This window comes from Rhodococcoides kyotonense, assembly GCF_900188125.1.
Classification (GTDB): domain Bacteria; phylum Actinomycetota; class Actinomycetes; order Mycobacteriales; family Mycobacteriaceae; genus Rhodococcoides; species Rhodococcoides kyotonense.
This window is the reverse complement of the sequence record NZ_FZOW01000008.1, coordinates 185,534-203,802: the sequence shown is the minus strand read 5'-3', so window position 1 is coordinate 203,802 and position 18,269 is coordinate 185,534. Positions and strand designations below refer to the sequence as shown.

Annotated in this window: 18 protein-coding genes; 2 read left to right on the top strand and 16 right to left on the bottom strand. The window is 64.0% G+C overall.

From position 1 onward, the window contains the following. Positions 1 to 2: 2 nt before the first annotated feature. The 13 genes from hypF to CHB96_RS15280 form a co-directional block, all read right to left on the bottom strand. On the bottom strand, positions 3 to 2,219 hold the full coding sequence (hypF, locus tag CHB96_RS15340) for a carbamoyltransferase HypF (protein WP_176444305.1): 2,217 nt from the start codon (positions 2,217 to 2,219) through the stop codon (positions 3 to 5). Continuing rightward, on the bottom strand, positions 2,216 to 2,467 hold the full coding sequence (locus CHB96_RS15335; RefSeq protein ID WP_089247666.1) for a HypC/HybG/HupF family hydrogenase formation chaperone: 252 nt from the start codon (positions 2,465 to 2,467) through the stop codon (positions 2,216 to 2,218). The genes hypF and CHB96_RS15335 overlap by 4 nt, the downstream gene beginning before the upstream one ends. After that, on the bottom strand, positions 2,468 to 2,917 hold the full coding sequence (locus CHB96_RS15330; protein WP_089247664.1) for a hydrogenase maturation protease: 450 nt from the start codon (positions 2,915 to 2,917) through the stop codon (positions 2,468 to 2,470). A 12-nt stretch (positions 2,918 to 2,929) separates the two neighbouring features. Then, on the bottom strand, positions 2,930 to 3,049 hold the full coding sequence (locus CHB96_RS30395) for a DUF6893 family small protein (RefSeq protein ID WP_089247855.1): 120 nt from the start codon (positions 3,047 to 3,049) through the stop codon (positions 2,930 to 2,932). Next, positions 3,046 to 4,356, bottom strand: a complete 1,311-nt coding sequence (locus tag CHB96_RS15320; protein WP_089247662.1) for a hypothetical protein — start codon at positions 4,354 to 4,356, stop codon at positions 3,046 to 3,048. The genes CHB96_RS30395 and CHB96_RS15320 overlap by 4 nt, the downstream gene beginning before the upstream one ends. Next, positions 4,357 to 4,995, bottom strand: a complete 639-nt coding sequence (locus tag CHB96_RS15315) for a DUF6084 family protein (protein WP_089247660.1) — start codon at positions 4,993 to 4,995, stop codon at positions 4,357 to 4,359. Next, positions 4,992 to 5,627: a DUF5947 family protein gene (locus CHB96_RS15310; RefSeq protein WP_089247658.1), complete on the bottom strand. Its 636-nt coding sequence runs from the start codon at positions 5,625 to 5,627 to the stop codon at positions 4,992 to 4,994. The genes CHB96_RS15315 and CHB96_RS15310 overlap by 4 nt, the downstream gene beginning before the upstream one ends. Continuing rightward, a complete protein-coding gene (locus tag CHB96_RS15305) occupies positions 5,624 to 6,484 on the bottom strand; it encodes a NifU family protein (RefSeq protein ID WP_089247656.1) in 861 nt (286 codons plus the stop codon). Before CHB96_RS15305 ends, CHB96_RS15310 begins: the two co-directional genes overlap by 4 nt. Further along, complete coding sequence (locus tag CHB96_RS15300; protein ID WP_089247654.1) at positions 6,477 to 8,273, bottom strand: nickel-dependent hydrogenase large subunit; 1,797 nt, start codon at positions 8,271 to 8,273, stop codon at positions 6,477 to 6,479. The genes CHB96_RS15305 and CHB96_RS15300 overlap by 8 nt, the downstream gene beginning before the upstream one ends. Positions 8,274 to 8,303: 30 nt before the next feature. Continuing rightward, positions 8,304 to 9,377 (bottom strand): NADH-quinone oxidoreductase subunit B family protein, encoded by a 1,074-nt coding sequence (locus CHB96_RS15295; protein WP_089247652.1) that lies wholly within the window; start codon positions 9,375 to 9,377, stop codon positions 8,304 to 8,306. Positions 9,378 to 9,481: 104 nt separating this feature from the next. Next, positions 9,482 to 10,207 carry a hydrogenase nickel incorporation protein HypB gene (hypB, locus tag CHB96_RS15290; RefSeq protein ID WP_089247650.1) on the bottom strand — a complete coding sequence of 242 codons (726 nt, stop codon included), beginning with the start codon at positions 10,205 to 10,207 and terminating at the stop codon, positions 9,482 to 9,484. A 6-nt stretch (positions 10,208 to 10,213) separates the two neighbouring features. Beyond that, complete coding sequence (hypA, locus tag CHB96_RS15285) at positions 10,214 to 10,543, bottom strand: hydrogenase maturation nickel metallochaperone HypA (RefSeq protein ID WP_089247648.1); 330 nt, start codon at positions 10,541 to 10,543, stop codon at positions 10,214 to 10,216. A gap of 96 nt (positions 10,544 to 10,639) precedes the next feature. Beyond that, positions 10,640 to 11,278, bottom strand: coding sequence for a hemerythrin domain-containing protein (locus CHB96_RS15280; RefSeq protein WP_089247646.1), 639 nt, complete (start codon positions 11,276 to 11,278; stop codon positions 10,640 to 10,642). Between the two features lie 139 nt (positions 11,279 to 11,417). On the opposite strand from CHB96_RS15280, the gene CHB96_RS15275 reads away from it, so the two are divergent. Continuing rightward, the gene (locus CHB96_RS15275; protein WP_089247644.1) at positions 11,418 to 13,085 is read left to right on the top strand and encodes an AMP-binding protein; all 1,668 of its coding nucleotides are present in this window, start codon (positions 11,418 to 11,420) and stop codon (positions 13,083 to 13,085) included. Between the two features lie 95 nt (positions 13,086 to 13,180). Here CHB96_RS15275 and CHB96_RS15270 read toward each other — a convergent pair whose 3' ends face one another. After that, complete coding sequence (locus CHB96_RS15270) at positions 13,181 to 14,332, bottom strand: LLM class flavin-dependent oxidoreductase (RefSeq protein ID WP_089247642.1); 1,152 nt, start codon at positions 14,330 to 14,332, stop codon at positions 13,181 to 13,183. Between the two features lie 101 nt (positions 14,333 to 14,433). Here CHB96_RS15270 and CHB96_RS15265 point away from each other — a divergent pair, with 101 nt between their 5' ends. Next, a complete protein-coding gene (locus tag CHB96_RS15265; protein ID WP_089247641.1) occupies positions 14,434 to 15,750 on the top strand; it encodes an MFS transporter in 1,317 nt (438 codons plus the stop codon). 95 nt (positions 15,751 to 15,845) lie between these two features. Here the strand turns inward: CHB96_RS15265 and CHB96_RS15260 are convergent, their stop codons facing one another. Beyond that, positions 15,846 to 16,649 carry an alpha/beta fold hydrolase gene (locus tag CHB96_RS15260; protein ID WP_089247639.1) on the bottom strand — a complete coding sequence of 268 codons (804 nt, stop codon included), beginning with the start codon at positions 16,647 to 16,649 and terminating at the stop codon, positions 15,846 to 15,848. A gap of 7 nt (positions 16,650 to 16,656) precedes the next feature. After that, a complete protein-coding gene (locus tag CHB96_RS15255; protein ID WP_176444304.1) occupies positions 16,657 to 18,216 on the bottom strand; it encodes an ATP-binding cassette domain-containing protein in 1,560 nt (519 codons plus the stop codon). Positions 18,217 to 18,269: the final 53 nt, after the last annotated feature.

Sequence of the window (18,269 nt, the reverse complement as noted above, 5' to 3'; positions counted from 1 at the left end):
GGTCACGAGGTGCTCCCGACGAGCACCTGACCGAATGCGAGCGCACCGTCGTTGACCGGCAGCAGACGTGGGGTCAGAACGGTGAAGTCGCGCAACGCCTCCGTGCACAGCGACAGCACGGTGGGATTCTGGAAGACGCCACCGGTCAGTACCACCGGCATGTCACCGAACATCGCTCGCAAATCCGACGCGACCGCCCCCACCAGGTTCGCGACTGCGCGGTGGAATCGTGCTCCGATGATCGCGGGAGCGACACCTGCATACACGTCGTCGACGATCGCTCGGATGACAGGGCCCGGATCGAGATCCGAGCCGAATCGATAACCGTCACAGGGGATATGACGGGACAGCGCTTCCAGTTCGATCGCAGCCTGGGCCTCGTAGTCGACGGTCTGCCGGACCCCGGCGATCGACGCGACCGCGTCGAACAGTCGGCCCATGCTCGACGTCGGAACGCACCCGAGACCGGTCTGAAGCTGGTGCAGCAGCACTCGGCGTTCCGGCGGAGGGCAGGCCGCCACGCACGGGAGATCCTCGGTCCACGGAACACCCGCGGCGTGCAGATGGGCCAACGCCATGCGATACGGGCGCTGCACGCTGACGTCCCCTCCGGCCAACGACGCGTTCCGCAGATGTCCGACGCGTTCGCATCCCTTGTAGTCGGCGACCAGTACCTCGCCACCCCACACGGACCCGTCGGTCCCGTACCCCGTTCCGTCGAAGGCGAATCCGAGAACCTTCTCGTCGCCGGCGAGACCGTGTTCGGCCATCACGGCCGCGACGTGCGCATGGTGATGCCACGCGTGGTGCACCGCTCGGTGCTCGGAGTGCCGCCGCGCCCAGGCGGCCGATCGATAGCCAGGATGGGCGTCGGACACGAGATGTGTCGGTCGAACACCGGTCAGCACCTCGAGGTGCGCTTCGCTGGCGGTGAACGCGTCGAGGGTCGCGAGATCGTCCATGTCGCCGACGTGCTGGCCCAGCCACGCGTACCGGCCGTCTGCAACGGCGCACGTGTTCTTGAGGTCGCCGCCCACCGCGAGAACGGGTTCCACAGGGAACGGAAGCGCAAGGGGCATAGGCGCATATCCGCGTGAGCGTCGGATGGGACGTTCCACCTCGTCGACGACCCGGACGACCGAGTCGTCGCACGGCACGACGATGTCGCGATCGTGGTCGAGCCAGCCGTCGGCGATGTCGGCGAGCCTGGTGTGTGCGTCGTGGGCGGTATGGGCGATGGGTTCGCCAGCCAGATTGCCCGACGTCATGACCAACGGGCCGTGTTCGAGAAGAAGATGATGAACGGGGCTGTACGGCAACAGTATTCCGACGTCGCGGCTACCCGGTGCGACGGATGACGCGAGGGTGGACGGTAGAGCTTCGAGCACGACGATCGGTCGCTGTGTGCCGGTGAGTACGGCCGCCTCACGCTTGCCGACCCGTGCGTACCGCCGGGCTTCGTTCACATCGCGGGCCATCACGGCGAAAGGCTTGTCGCCGCGCTGTTTCCGCGCGCGAAGTTCGGCCACCGCTGCGTCGTCGGTCGCGTCGCACGCCAGGTGGTAACCGCCGATTCCCTTGACGGCGAGTATCTTTCCCTCGGTCAGTATCCGGTGCGCAGCAGCGATCGCATCCTCCCCCGTCGCGTCGTTCGTTGCGCAGAGCGTCGGGCCGCAGTTCCAGCACGCGATGGTCTGCGCGTGGAACCGGCGGTTCGACGGGTCGCCGTATTCTGCGGCGCATGCGGCGCACATGCGGAACGGGCGCATCGTCGTCGTGGACCTGTCGTAGGGAAGTGATTCGATGATCGTGAACCGCGGACCGCAGTTGGTGCACGAGATGAACGGGTGGCGATAGCGACGGTCGGCCGGGTCGGAGAACTCGTCGACGCAGTCCGCGCACATCGCCAGATCCGGAGACGCGAACGTGCGGCCGGTTCCCGCGACCGTCTCGTCTATGCGAAATCCGCTGCTGCCCCGCACCGCAACCGTGCACGTGGTGACGGACTCGACGACCGACTGCGGCGGCGGTGCCGCGCTGAGCCTGCGTCCGAATTCGGCGACCGACTCGCGCGATCCCTCGACCTCGACGACGACTCCCGCGCTGGTGTTACCGACGAAGCCGGTCAGCGACAGCTCCGTCGCCGTCGCGTAGGCGAACGGGCGGAAGCCGACGCCTTGGACGACGCCGGTGACCGTGTATGCCCGGCGGATGCTCACGACTCCTCCGTCACTGCGCCGCGTCCCATCAATTCCAGGCCGGCCAACGCAGCCTCGGCGCCTTCGGTGTCCGTCTTCTCGACGACGAATCCCATGTGGATGATGACCCAGTCACCCGAGTCGAATGTCTCGTCGGGCATCATTCCGACGTTGACCTTGCGCTGCTCGCCGACGACGTCGACGAGAGCCAATTGACCCTCGTACCCGTCGAGCATCGTCACGATCCTTCCCGGAATGCCGAGGCACATTCAGACCACCTCCTCGAGTACGAGAGCCACCGCGTCGTCGACTGCCGCGGCGACGGGTGCGGACAACCCGATCCCCTCCGCGACGGTGTCCACCTGGCATCCGATGACGACGGTGCGTGGTGGCAGTTGCGCCCCGATCGAGTCCAGAAGCGACAGGACGGTCATCGGGCTCATACCGTGTGGGTCGAAATCGCCGTTGCCGAGATCGGATTCGGTGACCTGAAAGCGTCGAAGTGCACCGGGCTCACCACGATTGGGCACGGCATCGACCAACACCAGGGCATCGGGATTCTCCAGCAGGTCGTATGCCAGATGCAGCCCGCGGATGCCGTAGTCGACGTTGCGCACGCCCGTCGGCAGGTCGGCGAGCGGTATCCGCCTCGACACCTCCGGGCCGAAGCCGTCGTCGCCGAAGAAGATGTTTCCGATCCCTGCGATCAGAACGTGCATGATGTCGACGCGTTACATTCGCCGCATGCGGGCGTAGCGCTTGATGTCGGGGATCGATCTGACCCCGATCACCGCGGCACCGGCGACGGCGACGGCTATCACCACCGTGGTGATGTATCCCAGGACGCTCATGTCCTTCTCTCCCTTCTGCACTCTTCCGGAACAGGCTCCAGTTCGTCCGGAGCGAAGTACAGGTAGCGGCCGTACCACCCGTGGAGATCGGCCGCCGGATCGTCGAGCATCACGACACCGACGTGAGTGTCGCCGTCGACGTCCTCGTGCACGGAGGCCACACGTGCCGTTCGGCCTTCGAAGAACAGGTCCTGTGCGTCCGCACGGCGACTCGGATGCACGCGTACCAGGCTGTCCTTGGCGACCAGGACGCCCTGGACGAGAACGGCGTCCGTCTCGGGTTCGACGAGGCTGTCGGCTTCTGCTTCCCACCAGTCCATTCCGTCGGGAATCTCTGGTACGAGGCGAGTGTCGCCATGCAGGCTCTGCATGGATTCGGCTGATGCGGCGTCGCAACGGTCGATGATCTCCGCCGCCCGTGGATCCGTTGCCCGCGCCTCGGCCTTCTCGGTGTCCGTCATCGTCAAGACGCGAAGGGTGAGGATCTCGTCGATCTCGGTCGAGTCGAACAATGCCCCCTCACTCTGCTCGGCGATCTCGGGATAGTCGTACAGGATGATGGGTGACACCAGCACGTTGTCGGTGCTGCCCGGTTTGCCCGCCAACACGGGAAAACACCTGTGCTGGTGGCAGTCCGAGGCGGGCTGTGCCGCCTGCTCCTCAGGTTCGAGTAGCGACGAGAACGCTGTGCACTCCGCGTGCAGAACCAAATGCGTGCCGATGAACGACGATCGCATCGCCGAATCACGATCGGGTTCCGGCACTCCCGTGTTGCTGACTTCCACGTGCAGTTTCGTGTAGTTGCCCGTCCGGTCGCCGGACAGGTTGATCTCACCGCACAGGGAATGCCGCGAACGTACGATTCGGCCGGCGTCGCCCAAGTCTTCGGTGCGCACGTCGCCTTCGACCGACACAGGGAGGGTTGAACCATTGCTCAGCTCCGACAACGGAATTCGACCCATGTTCAGTTCGACCTCGACAGCCTCTTCCCACGTCAACCAGTGCATGCCGTCGACGGTGAGGTCGTCGACCGGAACGAACTCGGTGCCCACGCGGCGTTCGACCCGCCGATCCTGTAGTTGGAGAAACCGCAGAGTCACGTCGACCGTCGCATCGGGACGGGTCTCGACGAGGCATTCCGTCGACAGCGTCGACTCCTCCCCGACGCCCGTCTCGCTGGCGCGCTCGGGACCGAGAACGCCGAACTGCCAACGCGATCGGTTCTTCAGGGACGTCGAACGGTACGGATAGAGGAGATAGCCCTCGTAGAGGATGGCGTCGGCCACGCTTCTTATGTCTGTGTTCATTCACCTCACCTCGGTCTTCGACAGCAGTCGGGTCAGGGCTTCGTCGAATCCGAGGTACCCTTCCTCGGCCTTGTACCGCGCCAGGGCGGCGAGGGTGTCGTGTCGAAGCCGCAACCAGCCGGAGTTCGGATAGTGCAGCCGCACAAGGGCTTTCCATACGCGCACCGGGAGGTCGTAGTGTGCTTCGAGATCCCACGGGATCTGCTCGACGCCGAATCTGCGGCTGCCGTTCGTGAAGACGGTGCCACTGAACAGCAATGCCAGCGGGATGGTTCCGTCGTCGTGCATCGCGTGGAGGTATCTGCTCGCGGTGACGTCGAAATCGTACGTGCATGGCATCGTGACGTCGACGTCACAGGTTCCGGTGAATCCCTGTACGAGCGTCGAAGTCTGCATCCATTGGAAGGATTTCAGCGTCGACACCCAACGTTCCGGGGTCCCGAACATGTCGACCAGTGCCGCGGCCTCCGTCTCGCTGTACCGGCGGCGGTGTGGTTCGATACGGACCTGAGCCCGCATCGCCATCGCATGAATCGTCGTGTCCGTGTCTTCGGTGATGCGCACGTGGGCAATGAGATTCGGCACCGCAGCATACGTTTCGGGGGTGATGCCGAGAACCTTGAAGGACAAGTGTGTCATGACGCCGGCCTACTTCGTCTCTCGACGACGTCGAAGAAGTCGTCCATCGCTCTCCGTACGTCCTGCCCGCCGTCGAAACCGCGCCACAGCATGCGAATTCGGCCGACGAGTTCGTAGCATGCGTCTATCGGAACGAGGTGGCACGACGCGTCGCCGCGGGTGGGGACACGAATCAGCAGCGCCTCGACGTCGTCGCGTAACAGGTCGAGTTGGGGGACATCGGCGTCCTTCCGGTCGAAGGGCAGTTCGGATTCCGTTGCGCCCGTGGGACTGGGGTAGAACGCGCTCGTCCGACCGGTGCGCGAGCTGCGGAAGAAGAACGCGAGCCCGACCGGGATCTGCAGTGTGTCCCAGGTTCCCGGTACGAGCCGAAACGTCGGGAAGGACAGGTATCGGTCCGGTACCGCGCGGTAGCGCAGCGTCGCGGAGTCGTCGGTGAACAGCAGGTAGCAACCGCGACAGACGCACATCAGCTGCCGTGCCTCGACGTCGACGACGTGCTGATGCTCGCTGTCCCCGCGTGAAGGATCGGGGGCGGTGATCGGCTGCGCGCACATGTCACATCGCTCCGACGCGGGCGCCTGGGGCCGCGATCGGCTGATGCGGGACAGAGAAGACAGGGGGCTGGTCATGACATCGACCCCGTCGGAACGGCGACCGAGGTGACTCCGTCGCGGACGAGGACGGGAAGCGGGTCCAGGTGAAGATCGTCGACGTCCATACATGCCCCGGCCGCGCGGACGTCGTAGTGCACGCGGCACACCGGGCACGTCAATGCCACGCCACCGCCCAGAACCCGGCCGAGACGTGCACCCGCCATGGAGCCGGTGCAGCTGGGACAACGGTCGCGATACGCATAGAGCGTGACGTCGACGCGGCAGACCAGGACCGGCAGTGCAGCGACCTCGAACCCGGCGACGTCACCGTCGGCCAAGGACTCGAGTTCGGGCATGGCGACCCATTCGTGTTCTGCCGCAGCGTGTATCCGCGACATCAGCGAATCGGCGGCGATCAGAGAGGGCTCGTCCGGCTGCACGACCTCGATGGACGTCGTCTCGGGAGCTGCGGCGTGCACGGCGTCGGTCACCGCCAGTTCCAGTGTCACCGACGACGACGGACAACTCTGACAGCTGCCGGTCAGACGAAGCGTCACGACGTCGTTCTCCACCCCGACCAGTTCGACGTCGCCGCCGTGCGAGCCGAGGTACGGACGGACGCCGTCGAGTGCAGTCCGTATGCGGGTTTCGGTGTCGTCCGGGTGAAGTCCGCCGACGAGCAACAGACTCGCGACCAGATCGTCCCGGACGAACCGGTCGACGGCCCGCGCGTCGGACATGCGCAGTATTCGTGCGAGACCCTCGCCGTACAGGTCGACGACCTCTCGCACGAGCTGTTCGGCTCGTTCTCGTGTCGCAGCGCCCCCGACTCCGAACGAATTGACGAGAGTGTCGATCCGCTCTCCAGCGCTACGCCACGTGTCCTCACTCACCGGTCACCGATTGTGTCGGGGAGTGAAGCTTCTCCAGTGTCTTGCCATCGCCGAGATACATGTGCACTCCGCAGGGAAGGCACGGGTCGAAACTCCGGACCGTACGCATGATGTCGATGCCCTTGAAATGATCTCGGTCGTTCTCCTCGAAGATCGGCCCGCCCTGTACCGCATCCTCGTACGGACCGGGAGTGCCGAAGCTGTCGCGTGGATTCGCATTCCACGGGGTGGGCGGGTACGGGTGGTAGTTGGCGATCTTTCCGTCTCGAATCACCATGTGGTGCGACAGAACTCCGCGTACCGCTTCGGTGAAACCGCACCCGATGCCTTCGTCCGGCACCTCGAACGGTTCCCACGTCGCAGTGCGGCCCGCCCGGATCTCGACGAGCGCCTTCTCTGCGAAATGCAGTGCGGCAGCGGCAGCGTAGGCCTGGAAGTAGGTACGCGCTCGATTGCGTTCGAGGGTGTTGCTGCCGTGTTCGGGGATCTTCCACTCCAGCGTGACGGGGCCCTTCAGCGCGGTCTTCGGCAGTTCGATCTGCACGCTGTGACCTGTGGACTTGATGTACCCGACGTCGACGAGACCGGCCAGTGCCGTCGACCACAGCCGTGCAAGTGGTCCACCGCCGGTGTCGAGCGCGAGGTAGTCCTTACCGTCGTACCAGCGTGGGGACATCACCCAGCTGTACTTGTCGTCCAGATCGCGCTTCTGCGGCTTGGGGTTGGTGTGCTGATTCCACGGATGCCGACGGTCGACGGGATTGCCCAACGGGTCCGTCTTCACGAACGTCTCCTGGTCGGTCCAGTCGTCGTAATACGAAGAGCCGAGCAGTATTCGGATGCCGAGATTGATGTCGACGAGGTCCGTCGTGACGAGCTTGCCGTCGACGACGACACCCGGGGTGACGAACATCCGCCGTCCCCACTCCGTCATGTCCTTGTACGCGAAATTGCAGACTTCCGGATCCTGAAACGAACCCCAACAGCCGAGCAGAGTGCGGCGCAGCCCCACCTTCTCGTAGCCGGGAAGCGCGTCGTAGAAGAAATCGAACAGGTCGTCGTGCATCGGGACGACCTTCTTCATGAACTCGACGTAGCGCATGAGTCGAGTCATGTAGTCGGTCATCAGCTGGATGGTCGCGACGGTTCCGACGCCGCCGGGATAGAGCGTCGACGGGTGAACGTGCCGGCCTTCCATGAGGCAGAACATCTCTCGCGTCGATCGGCTGACGAGGAGCGCCTCGCGATAGAACTCGCCCGTGAACGGATTGAGCGAGCGCATGATGTCCGCGATCGTCCGGTAGCCGTGCGCCGCCTCGTTCGGCGCCCGTGTGTTCTCGGCCTTCGCGAGCACTCCCGGATTGGTCTCGGACACCATCTTCTCGCAGTAGTCGACGCCGACGAGGTTCTCCTGAAAGATGTTGTGATCGAACATGTATTCCGCGGCCTCGCCGAGATTGACGATCCACTCACCGAGGTGCGGGGGTTTGACGCCGTACGCCATGTTCTGGGTGTAGCAGGAGCACGTCGCGTGGTTGTCCCCGCAGATGCCGCAGATGCGACTTGTGATGAAGTGCGCGTCGCGAGGATCCTTGCCTTTCATGAAGATCGAATAGCCGCGGAAGATCGACGACGTGCTCTTGCACTCGACCACTTCGTTGTTCGCGAAGTCGATCTTGGTGTAGATCCCGAGGCTGCCGACGATACGTGTGATGGGATCCCATGCCATCTCCACCAAGCCGTCGTCGCCGGACTTCTTGTGAGACGGAGTGGGCATGGTGGCTGTCATGACGGAGCTGCCTCTCTTGCGTGCGAATGTCTACCAGGTTCGGCTGGCTCCGGTATCGAGTTTTTCGCCACGATGACGCCACCGAGGCTCGTGATCGACTGTCTTGCCGGTGATGTGGCGCAGACTCCTGATGACGGACCCGTACATACCCGACGCGGTCGTGGACAGTTTTCCGCCTGGCGGTTGGTCCATGAACGGCATGAACATGTCAGGGAACCCGGGCATGGTGCAACCGATGCAGATGCCACCGACGTTCGGGCATCCTCCGACCCCGTTGATCCAACCACGCTTGGGCACATTGCATTTGACGACCGGACCCCAGCAGCCCAGTTTGACGATGCACTTGGGTGAGCCGTACTCGTCCGCGAAGTCACCCTGTTCGTAGTAGCCTGCGCGGTCACACCCCTCGTGCACTGTCTGACCGAAAAGCCAAGTGGGCCTCAGTGCTTCGTCCAACGGAATCATCGGCGCCTGATCGGTCGCCATGTACAGCAGATACGTCAGCGTCTCGGACAGGTTGTCGGGTTGAATCGGGCAGCCGGGTACACAGACGATCGGTATGCCCGCCTTGGATTTCCAGTCCCAGCCGAGGTAGTCCGGGACGCCCATCGCACCCGTCGGATTTCCCGCCATCGCGTGGATTCCGCCATACGTCGCGCATGTTCCGACGGCGACGACGGCCGTGGCTTTCGGTACGAGTCGATCGAGCCATTCGCTCGTCGTGATGGGCTGATCGGTGGCGGGATCGTTGCCGAATCCGCACCAGTAGCCGTCGTCGTGCAGCTCTTCGTTGGGGATGGACCCCTCGACGACCAGCACGAATGGCTCGAGTTCGCCGCGATCGGCTTTGCGGAACCACTCGAGGAAGTCGTCGGCCCCACCGGCGGGGCCGCATTCGAAGTCGATCAGTGGCCAGTGCACAGCGATCTTGGGTAGGCCGGGCAATGCACCCAACGCGATCTCTTCGATACTCGGCTGTGTGGCGGCGGTGAGTGCCACCGAATCGCCGTCGCAACTGAGTCCGGCGTTGATCCACAGGACGTGAATCAGTGGCTCTTCCGCAGTCCCTGTGTCTTCTGCAGTCTCCGCTGCCGACGTAGGCATGGGTCCCCACCCTCCGGGGCCCACCTTCGCCCCTGTCGTCACCGGAGTCGACCTTCGGCTCGTTTCCGTGACGTATTCCACTTTCTACCCGCGGTGAAAAGTTGTCAATGAACCGCGTGTTGGTTTTGGGTGAGCCAACCGTACCAGTCGTCCAGTCCGTCGCCCGCGGTCGCGGAAGTAGGCAGAATTCGCACATGCGGATTGATCGACTCGGCATGTGCTGCAAAGGTTTCCATGTCGAAGTCGACGTAGGGCAGTAGATCGATCTTGTTGACGATCACCGCGTCGGCCGCGGCGAACATGTGTGGGTATTTCAGTGGCTTGTCGTCGCCCTCGGTCACCGAGATTAGGACAACCTTGCCTTCCTCGCCGAGGTCGAACAGTGCGGGGCACACCAGGTTTCCGACGTTCTCGATGAACAGCAACGATCGAGTGGGCGGGTCGAGAGTCTCGAGTGCGCGTCGGACCATGTCCGCGTCGAGGTGGCAGCCGGTGCCCGTATTGATCTGCACGACAGAACATCCTGTCGCCTCGATGCGATCGGCGTCGAGAGTCGTCTCCTGGTCGCCTTCGATGACGCTGACGGGCGTCGTGCTCGTGAGTTCCTCTATCGTCCGCACGAGCAGCGTCGTCTTGCCTGCTCCCGGTGAACTCATGATGTTGAACGCCGAGATTCTCCGGCCCGCGAGCCAACCGCGGTTACGTTCGGCGAGTAGATCGTTCTTGGCCAGAACTTTCTGTTCGAGGGTGATCACCTCACCGCCGTGTTCGTGGGGATGCTCGTGTGTGTGCTCGTGGGCGTCGTTGCCGCATCCGCATGTTGCGCACATCGAAGGTCACCTCGTTTCCATCGACAGGATTCGTAGATCGCGCCCGGAGAGTACGTCGACGTCGGCACTCCCGCACGGGCACAACAGGATTGCGTCGGGTATCGCGAACTCGCTGTCGCAGGTGCGGCAGCGAGCTCGCGCGGTCTCGGTTTCGATGTCGAGCCGAGCGCCCTCCGCGACCGTGCCCTCGGTGACGAGTTCGAAGCAGAATTGCATCGAATCGGGGATCACAGCGCACAGCTGTCCCACTCGTACCAGCACTCGGCTCACGGACTTCCCGTCGGCACGCTCACAGGCTGCGTCGACGATGCACTGCGTGATCGCAAGTTCGTGCACTGTTCAATAGTGCGCCTCAGGGCTTCGCCATGTGCACGAAAATACATAGTCGGCAGGAGCGGAGCCCGCGGAGCGACCGAGCGGCGCCGTGTACTTCTATGCACGTAGGCCGCAGGCCTTCTCCCGCCGCCGATACTTCCGACGCAAGAACGGCAGCATGATGCGCAGCATCACCCCACCCTCCTTCTTCACCCGCACGAGCTCATCCGGACTCAGGACGTCGATAACACGCGGGAGCTCGAAGTCCACCTTCCCTCCCTTGCGTGCGGCGTTCTCGACGGCTTCCCACTCGGCGAGCGGGAGGTGCTCGGTGATGAGCGGAAAGATCGTCCGCTCCTCGTCCTCGATGTGCTCGTCGAGTTCGTTCTTCAGCTGAACCAACGCGGCCGTCAGACGCGCCAGGCTCTCGGGGAGGCCGTCGGCTGCTGCTCGTAGTTCGTCGAGCAACGGGTCGAGCGCCTCATGGTCCTCGGTGAGGTCGCTCAAGTCGATGTGCGAGCCGACGGATCCGACGATCTTCGGCCACAGGACGTCGTCCTCGGTCGTGTGGTGATGATGGATGCTGTCGGCGAACAGGTGGACGTACTCCGAGATCGCGGTCATCTGTTTCGCGTCGGGACTCTTCAGGCCCTCGCACAGCGTCACGAGCCGTGCGGCGTCGCGTCGCATCGCGCGATGAGCGAGCTGGATTCCCAGGAGGTCGTATTCGGTCGTGATTTTCTGTGTCGTTGTCATGGATCGAAGCCTGCGCTCGATCGCTTGGCGCGCACTTAACGTCGACTGTCGGCCACCCCTGTTCGGGGGTAGCGGCGCTGTTCGGCGCGCGTTTAGCCTGAGGCGGACTGAGACCTGTGCCACACACGAGGAGCTTTCGATGACGGACGGAACGGCATACAAGGCGTTCGAGCAGGCACGGGATGTGCTGCTCGGCGCATACGGGCAGTACGACAAGGCCCTGTCCGACTTCGAGTGGCCGTCGTTCGAAGGCACTTTCAACTGGGCGATCGACTGGTTCGACGCGATCGCCCGTGGCAACGACGGCACCGCGCTGTGGATCGTCGAGGAAGACGGATCCGAGGCGAAATACAGCTTCGACGACATGGCCCGCCGGTCCGACCGAGTAGGCCGCTGGCTCGAATCCCTCGGCATCGGACGCGGTGACTCGGTCATCCTCATGCTCGGCAACCAGGTGGAACTGTGGGAATCGATGCTTGCCGTCATGAAGATCGGCGCAGTGCTGATGCCGACGACGACGGCCGTCGGTTCGGCGGATCTGACCGATCGGATCGAGAGGGGACGGGCGAAAGCTGTCATCGCCAACCCGTCGGACACCGCGAAGTTCGACGACGTACCCGGCGACTATCTGCGGATCGCAACGAGCGAGGTCGACGGGTGGAGCGACTATCGCGCCGCCTACGATCTCGAGGATCCGGCACCGTTCGAGTCGGTCACCGCGCCGTCGGACCGTCTGCTCATGTATTTCACGTCGGGTACGACGAGCAAGCCGAAGCTCGTCGAGCACACGCAGGTGTCGTACCCCGTGGGGCATCTGACGACGATGTACTTCCTCGGCGTCAAGCCCGGCGACGTGCATCTCAACATCAGTTCGCCCGGGTGGGCCAAGCACGCGTGGAGTTGTTTCTTCGCTCCGTGGATCGCCGAGGCGACCATCTTCATCTACAACTACAGCAGGTTCGACGCGACAGCACTGCTCGAGCAGATTCGACGCGCAGAGGTCACCACGTTCTGCGCGCCACCGACGGTGTGGCGCATGCTGATTCAGGCGGACATCTCCGGCGGCAAGGGGAATCTGCGTGAGGCGATCGGTGCGGGTGAGCCCCTGAACCCCGAAGTGATCTCGCACGTGCAGAAGCAGTGGGGGCTCAGTATTCGCGACGGCTTCGGGCAGACGGAAACCACTGCGCTCGTGGGTAATACGCCCGGGGCGGACCTGAAATCGGGGTCGATGGGACGTCCGCTGCCAGGAGTTCCGGTCGTCATCGTCGACCCGGTGACCGGTGAGAAGGCGGACGAGGGTGAGATCTGCCTCGATCTCGCGGCGTCACCGTTCAATCTGATGACCGGCTACCTGGGTGATGCGGCGCGCAACGACGAGGTCATGTCCGGCGGTTACTACCACACGGGCGACGTCGCATCCCGTGACTCCGACGGCTACATCACGTACGTCGGCCGGACCGACGACGTCTTCAAAGCGTCGGATTACAAGGTGTCGCCGTTCGAGCTCGAGAGCGTGCTGATCGAGCATCCTGCGGTAGCGGAAGCGGCTGTCGTGCCCGCGCCCGACGAGACCCGTCTGGCGGTGCCGAAGGCGTACGTCTCGCTCGCGGCCGGGTGGGAACCCAACGAGGACACCGCATCTCAGATCCTGAAGTACGCCCGTGAGAACCTGGCGCCGTACCTGCGCATCCGCCGGATCGAGTTCTTCGAGCTGCCGAAGACCATCTCGGGCAAGATCCGGCGCGTCGAACTGCGGGCGCGGGAGAATTCGGGTGAGGTGTTGTCGGGGGAGTTCCGCGAGTAGGCGCCTTCGGCGCACGTGCACGAAAATACACTGTGCCTGCGGGTCATTCCGCAGGCTCCACTCCTGCCCCGCTATGTATTTTCGTGCACATGGGGTTAGCGGAACGGCGTCCCGGTGACGGCATTCTCCCGGACCCGCGACTGCACGAGCCCGCGCTTCTCGAGGATCGGGCGCACCCCTTCGCCGAAGTGGAACGCCTCCTCGAGATGCGGGTAACCCGACAGAACGAAGTGATCGAGCCCGATCGACGCGTATTCCGCGATCCGGTCGGCCACTTCCTCGTGCGATCCGACGAGGGCAGTGCCCGCGCCACCGCGAACCAGCCCGACACCTGTCCATAGGTTGGGTGCGATCTCGAGGCTTCTGGCATCTGCACCTTGCTTGTAAGCCTCACCGCCGCCGTGCAATTCGCGCATGCGGCGCTGGCCTTCGGACACCGAGCGCGACAGGCTCGCCTGCGCTGCTTCGACGGTCGCAGGGTCGAGATTGGCCAGCAGTCGATCCGCCTCGGCCCACGCCTGCTCCGACGTGTCACGCGAGATCACGTGCAGGCGGATGCCGTAATCCAGTGTGCGGCCCTGTACTTCGGCGAGGTCTCGAATCCACGCGATCTTCGACGCCACGGACGCGGGCGGTTCACCCCACGTCAGATAGGTATCGGCGAACTGCGACGCGACGGTGCCTGCCGCAGGTGACGACCCGCCGAAGAAGATCGGCGGTGTCGGTTCGGGATGGCGCTGCAGCGACGCGTCCTCGACCTTGATGTACTTGCCGTCGAAGGTGACCGGGCCGTCGTTGGCCCACAGTCGACGCGTCACGTCGAGGAATTCCCCGCAGCGCGCGTAACGCTCGTTTTTGTCGAGGAAGTCGCCGAACCGTCGTTGCTCGTGATCCTCGCCGCCGGTGACGACGTTGAGCAGAAGTCGACCGCCGGATTGCCACTGGAACGTCGCAGCCATCTGTGCGGCAAGTGTCGGTGCGATCAAACCGGGCCGGAGCGCGACGAGAAACTTGAGGGTCTCTGTTGTGTCGATCATCATGGCCGTCGTCAGCCATGCGTCCTCGCACCACGCACCGGTCGGAGTGAGGACCGCCTCGAACCCGTTGCTCTCGGCCGCAGCGCCGATCTGATTGAGATACCTCAATGTCGCCGGCCGATCACCGGACATCGACGACCCGTGGCCACCTGCCATCAGGTTGCGGGAATCCCCGTACGTGGGCAGGAACCAGTGAAAGCGCAAAGACATATCGCCCGATTGTGGCAGTGGCGTCGGCGATGCGCCAGACTTCGAATCACCGTGATTTCAATTGGTGACCTGCAGAAGGTGCGTACTTACTCTGGTTTCACATGACTTCAATCGCCGAGCCCGCCCCGGTCGAATCGGACCCGGCCAGACGAAAGCGCCTGCGTACCGTCGTCGCTGCGAGTCTTCTCGGAACCACCGTCGAATGGTACGACTTCTTCCTCTACGCCACCGCCGCAAGCCTGGTGTTCAACCAACTGTTCTTCCCCGACCAGAGCTCGTTCGTCGGCACGATGCTGTCCTTCGCGACGTTCGCCGTCGGATTCGTCGTCCGCCCGATCGGCGGCGTCGTCTTCGGGCACTTCGGCGACCGCATCGGGCGTAAGAAGACGCTCGCGCTGACGATGTTCATCATGGGCATCGCCACCGCGCTGATGGGTGCACTTCCGACCGCCGAGCAGATCGGTGTCCTCGCCCCGATTCTGTTGCTGCTCCTGCGAATTCTGCAAGGTTTCGCGCTCGGCGGGGAATGGGCCGGAGCAGTGCTCCTGGCCGTCGAACACAGCCCGGCGAAGAAGCGCGGACTGTTCGGCAGCATCCCGCAAATCGGTCTCGCGCTCGGATTGGCCTTGGGCACAGCAGTGTTCGCGCTACTGCAAACAGTGTTCGACGACGCCGCCTTCCTGGCGTACGGATGGCGCATCGCGTTCCTCCTCAGCCTCGTTCTCGTCGCCGTCGGACTGATCGTGCGGCTCAAGGTCGAGGAGACCCCTGCGTTCCAAGAAGTCACCGATCTCAAGCAACGGTCGTCGGCGCCGGTTCGAGAGGTGTTCGCGCGCAAGTCGATTCGTGCGACCGTTCTCGGACTGCTGTCGCGTTGGGGTGAGGGCGCGGCATTCAACACGTGGGGTGTCTTCGCCATCACGTACGCGACCACCGAGCTCGACTTCGAGAAGGTCCCCGTGCTGCTCGTCGTCACCGTCGCCGCGGTGGTCATGGCACTGCTGCTCCCGCTCTCCGGACTCCTCGTCGACCGATACGGCGCCCAGCGGATCTATATCATCGGCATCGCCCTGTACGGACTCGCCGTGTTCCCGGTGTTCGCGCTCTTCGGAACCGGCAGCCTCTGGTTCTTCGGACTCGGGCTCGTCTTGGTGTTCGGATTCGTGCACGCACTGTTCTACGGAGCGCAGGGCACTCTGTACGCGAGTCTGTACCCCACGGAAATCCGCTACACCGGACTGTCGATCGTCTACCAGTTCTCCGGCATCTACGCGTCCGGAATCACTCCGCTGATCCTGACGGCCCTCATCGCCGCGGGCAGCGGATCGCCCTGGCTGGCGTGCGGATTCCTCGTCGGCACCTCGGTGGTCAGCGTCATCGCCACCGGGCTCATCCGTAAGCGGGATCTGTTCCTCTGATCTCCCAGGGGTGACCGAATGAGTGACCGAATGTCACCCTCGCTCACTCAGAGTGACCGAATGCCGCCCTCGCTCACCCCCGAGCGGCCCAAGGTTCAGGTGACCGAAGGTGACATTCGCTCCAGAAACGGCTCCACCACACCCAAGACCTCCGCACCCGCTGCGGGCGTCGTCGAGTGATCGAAACCGTCGATCAGGTGAAACTCCGCATCAGGGACCAGCGCGGCAGCGGAACGGGAGTCCACGAGACGCGTCGTATCCTCCGAGCCGACGTAGAACAACGACGGGATGTCGAAGCCGCGCAGAACGTCGTCGGCCAGTCCGGGTTCGGCGTCGGACGCGCGGAAGTATGCGGCCAGGGCGTCGGAATCGTTGGCGGTGAACACGGCCCGGGTCGCCGGATCCACCGGAAACAGTCGATGCTTGTTCCACTCCTCGATGAACCCGTCCATCCCTCGCGTCGCGAGGACGTCGGCGCAACCCGGGAAGAACAGCCGATCGAACGCACCCTTCTGCGGACCGTGCGACCCACCTCCCGCCACGAGAGCGCCGACGCGGTCGGGTGCCCGCGCTGCCAGCGTCAGTCCGGCGCGGGCACCGTACGAATAGCCCCAGTAGTCGGCCTTGTCGACACCCACCTCGTCGAGCACCGCAACGAGATCGCCGACGATCGAGTCCATGCGATACGCGTCGACGTCGTGCGGCTTGTCGCTTCGACCGTGCCCTCGCATGTCGAGCAGGATCAACGACCTTCTCGGACGCAGCGCTTTGACATAGCCGAACGTGCGCCAGATGGTGTGCGTGAGCAGGCTGCCGTGCACCATCAGCAATGGCGGACCGGACCCTACGACGGTGTAGGCGATCCGGGTTCCGTCCGACGGGTTGGTAGCGAAGTCCACCGGTCCATCATGCACGCTCCAATTCCACCCACCTCGTCGGCTCGAGATCGCGCAGGAACGGCAGGTCGTGGCTCGCGACGATCAGCGCGCCCTGGTAGCTCGCCAACGCCTCCGCCAGATGCGCTCTACTGGCGAGGTCGAGGTTGTTGGTCGGCTCGTCGAGCATCAGCAACTTCGGCGCCGGTTCGGCCAGCAGGATGCGGGCAAGTGCAGCTCGCAGGCGCTCGCCACCGGACAACGTCTCGACGACGGCATCTGCATCACTCCCGCGAAACAGGAAGCGCGCCAACTGCGCTCGAATCTGCTCGTTCGACGCGTGTGCCGCGACGGAGGCGACGTTCTCGGCGACGGTGCGTGACTCGTCGAACACGTCGAGCCGTTGCGGCAGGTACCGCCACGGCACCACGGGTTCCGCGGCCTCGAGCTCACGCAACAGGGTCGTCTTGCCGCTTCCGTTCGGCCCGATCAGTGCGATTCGTTCCGGGCCGACGATGTCCAACGAGTCTATCGAGACGATCTGCTGTCCCGCATGGACTTTCGTCGCCGGAAGGTCGACGCGTACCTCTCGGTCGTCGCGTAACCGATCCTCGGCAGATGCCAGCACGGCGTGGGCGTCGCTCACCTTCTCGATGTGATTGTTGCGCAACTTACCGGCCGACACCTGCGCTGCCCGTTTGCGATTGCCCATGACGATCTTCGGCTCGCGCTTCTGCTCCGCCATCTTCTTGCCGTAACGGAGCCGACGGTCGAGTTTGGTTCTGGCCTCCACCAATTCGCGTTCCTGCTTGCGGACGTCGTTCTTCGCGTCGTGCAACGCTGCACGCGCTGCCTCCTGTTCCGCGTCGACGACGGCTCGATAATGGCTGTAGTTCCCGCCGAACATGCGCAGCCGGCTCACACCGTCGCGCTCGGTGCGCACTTCCGCTGTGCCGTCCATGATCTCGAGCAGATCGAGGTCGTGGCTCGTTACGACCATGACGCCTTGGAACGACTGAACGGCCTGGTAGAGGTGCGCTCGGGCATCGAGGTCGAGGTTGTTGGTCGGCTCGTCGAGTAAGAGCACGTCGGGCTCGGCGAGCAGTTCCGCGGTGAGCGCCAACAGCATCGACTCACCACCGGAGAGCGTCCCGACGACGCGATCCAGATCGTCCGGGCGAGCGACGATGTGGCCCAACCCCAACTTGTCCAGCAGGGCCACGGCGCGTTCCTCGGCGTCCCATCGGGTGCCGACCACTGCGAAATCGTCGTCGTCGAAGTTGCCGGACTCGATGCGGTGCAACGACTCTCGCAGATCACGCATGCGCAGGATGTCGTCGATGCGTCGCCCTGCGCGCAGCGTGATGTCCTGTGGGAGGTAACCGAGTGTGCCGGGGGCGGTGATCGAACCGCGTTGCGCGGTCAGCTCGCCCGTGATCAGTTTCAGCAGTGTGGACTTTCCGGCGCCGTTGGAACCGGCGAGACCTGTTCTGCCGGTAAGGAATACAGCGTCCAGGCCGTCGAAGACCTGGTCGCCGTCGGGCCAGGCGAAACCGACGTCGGATATGCGCAGAGAAGAGGGGGTAGACATGATTGCTCCAGAGGTGTGCGTGCGTACATGCAGGCGTATGAACCTCTAGAAGA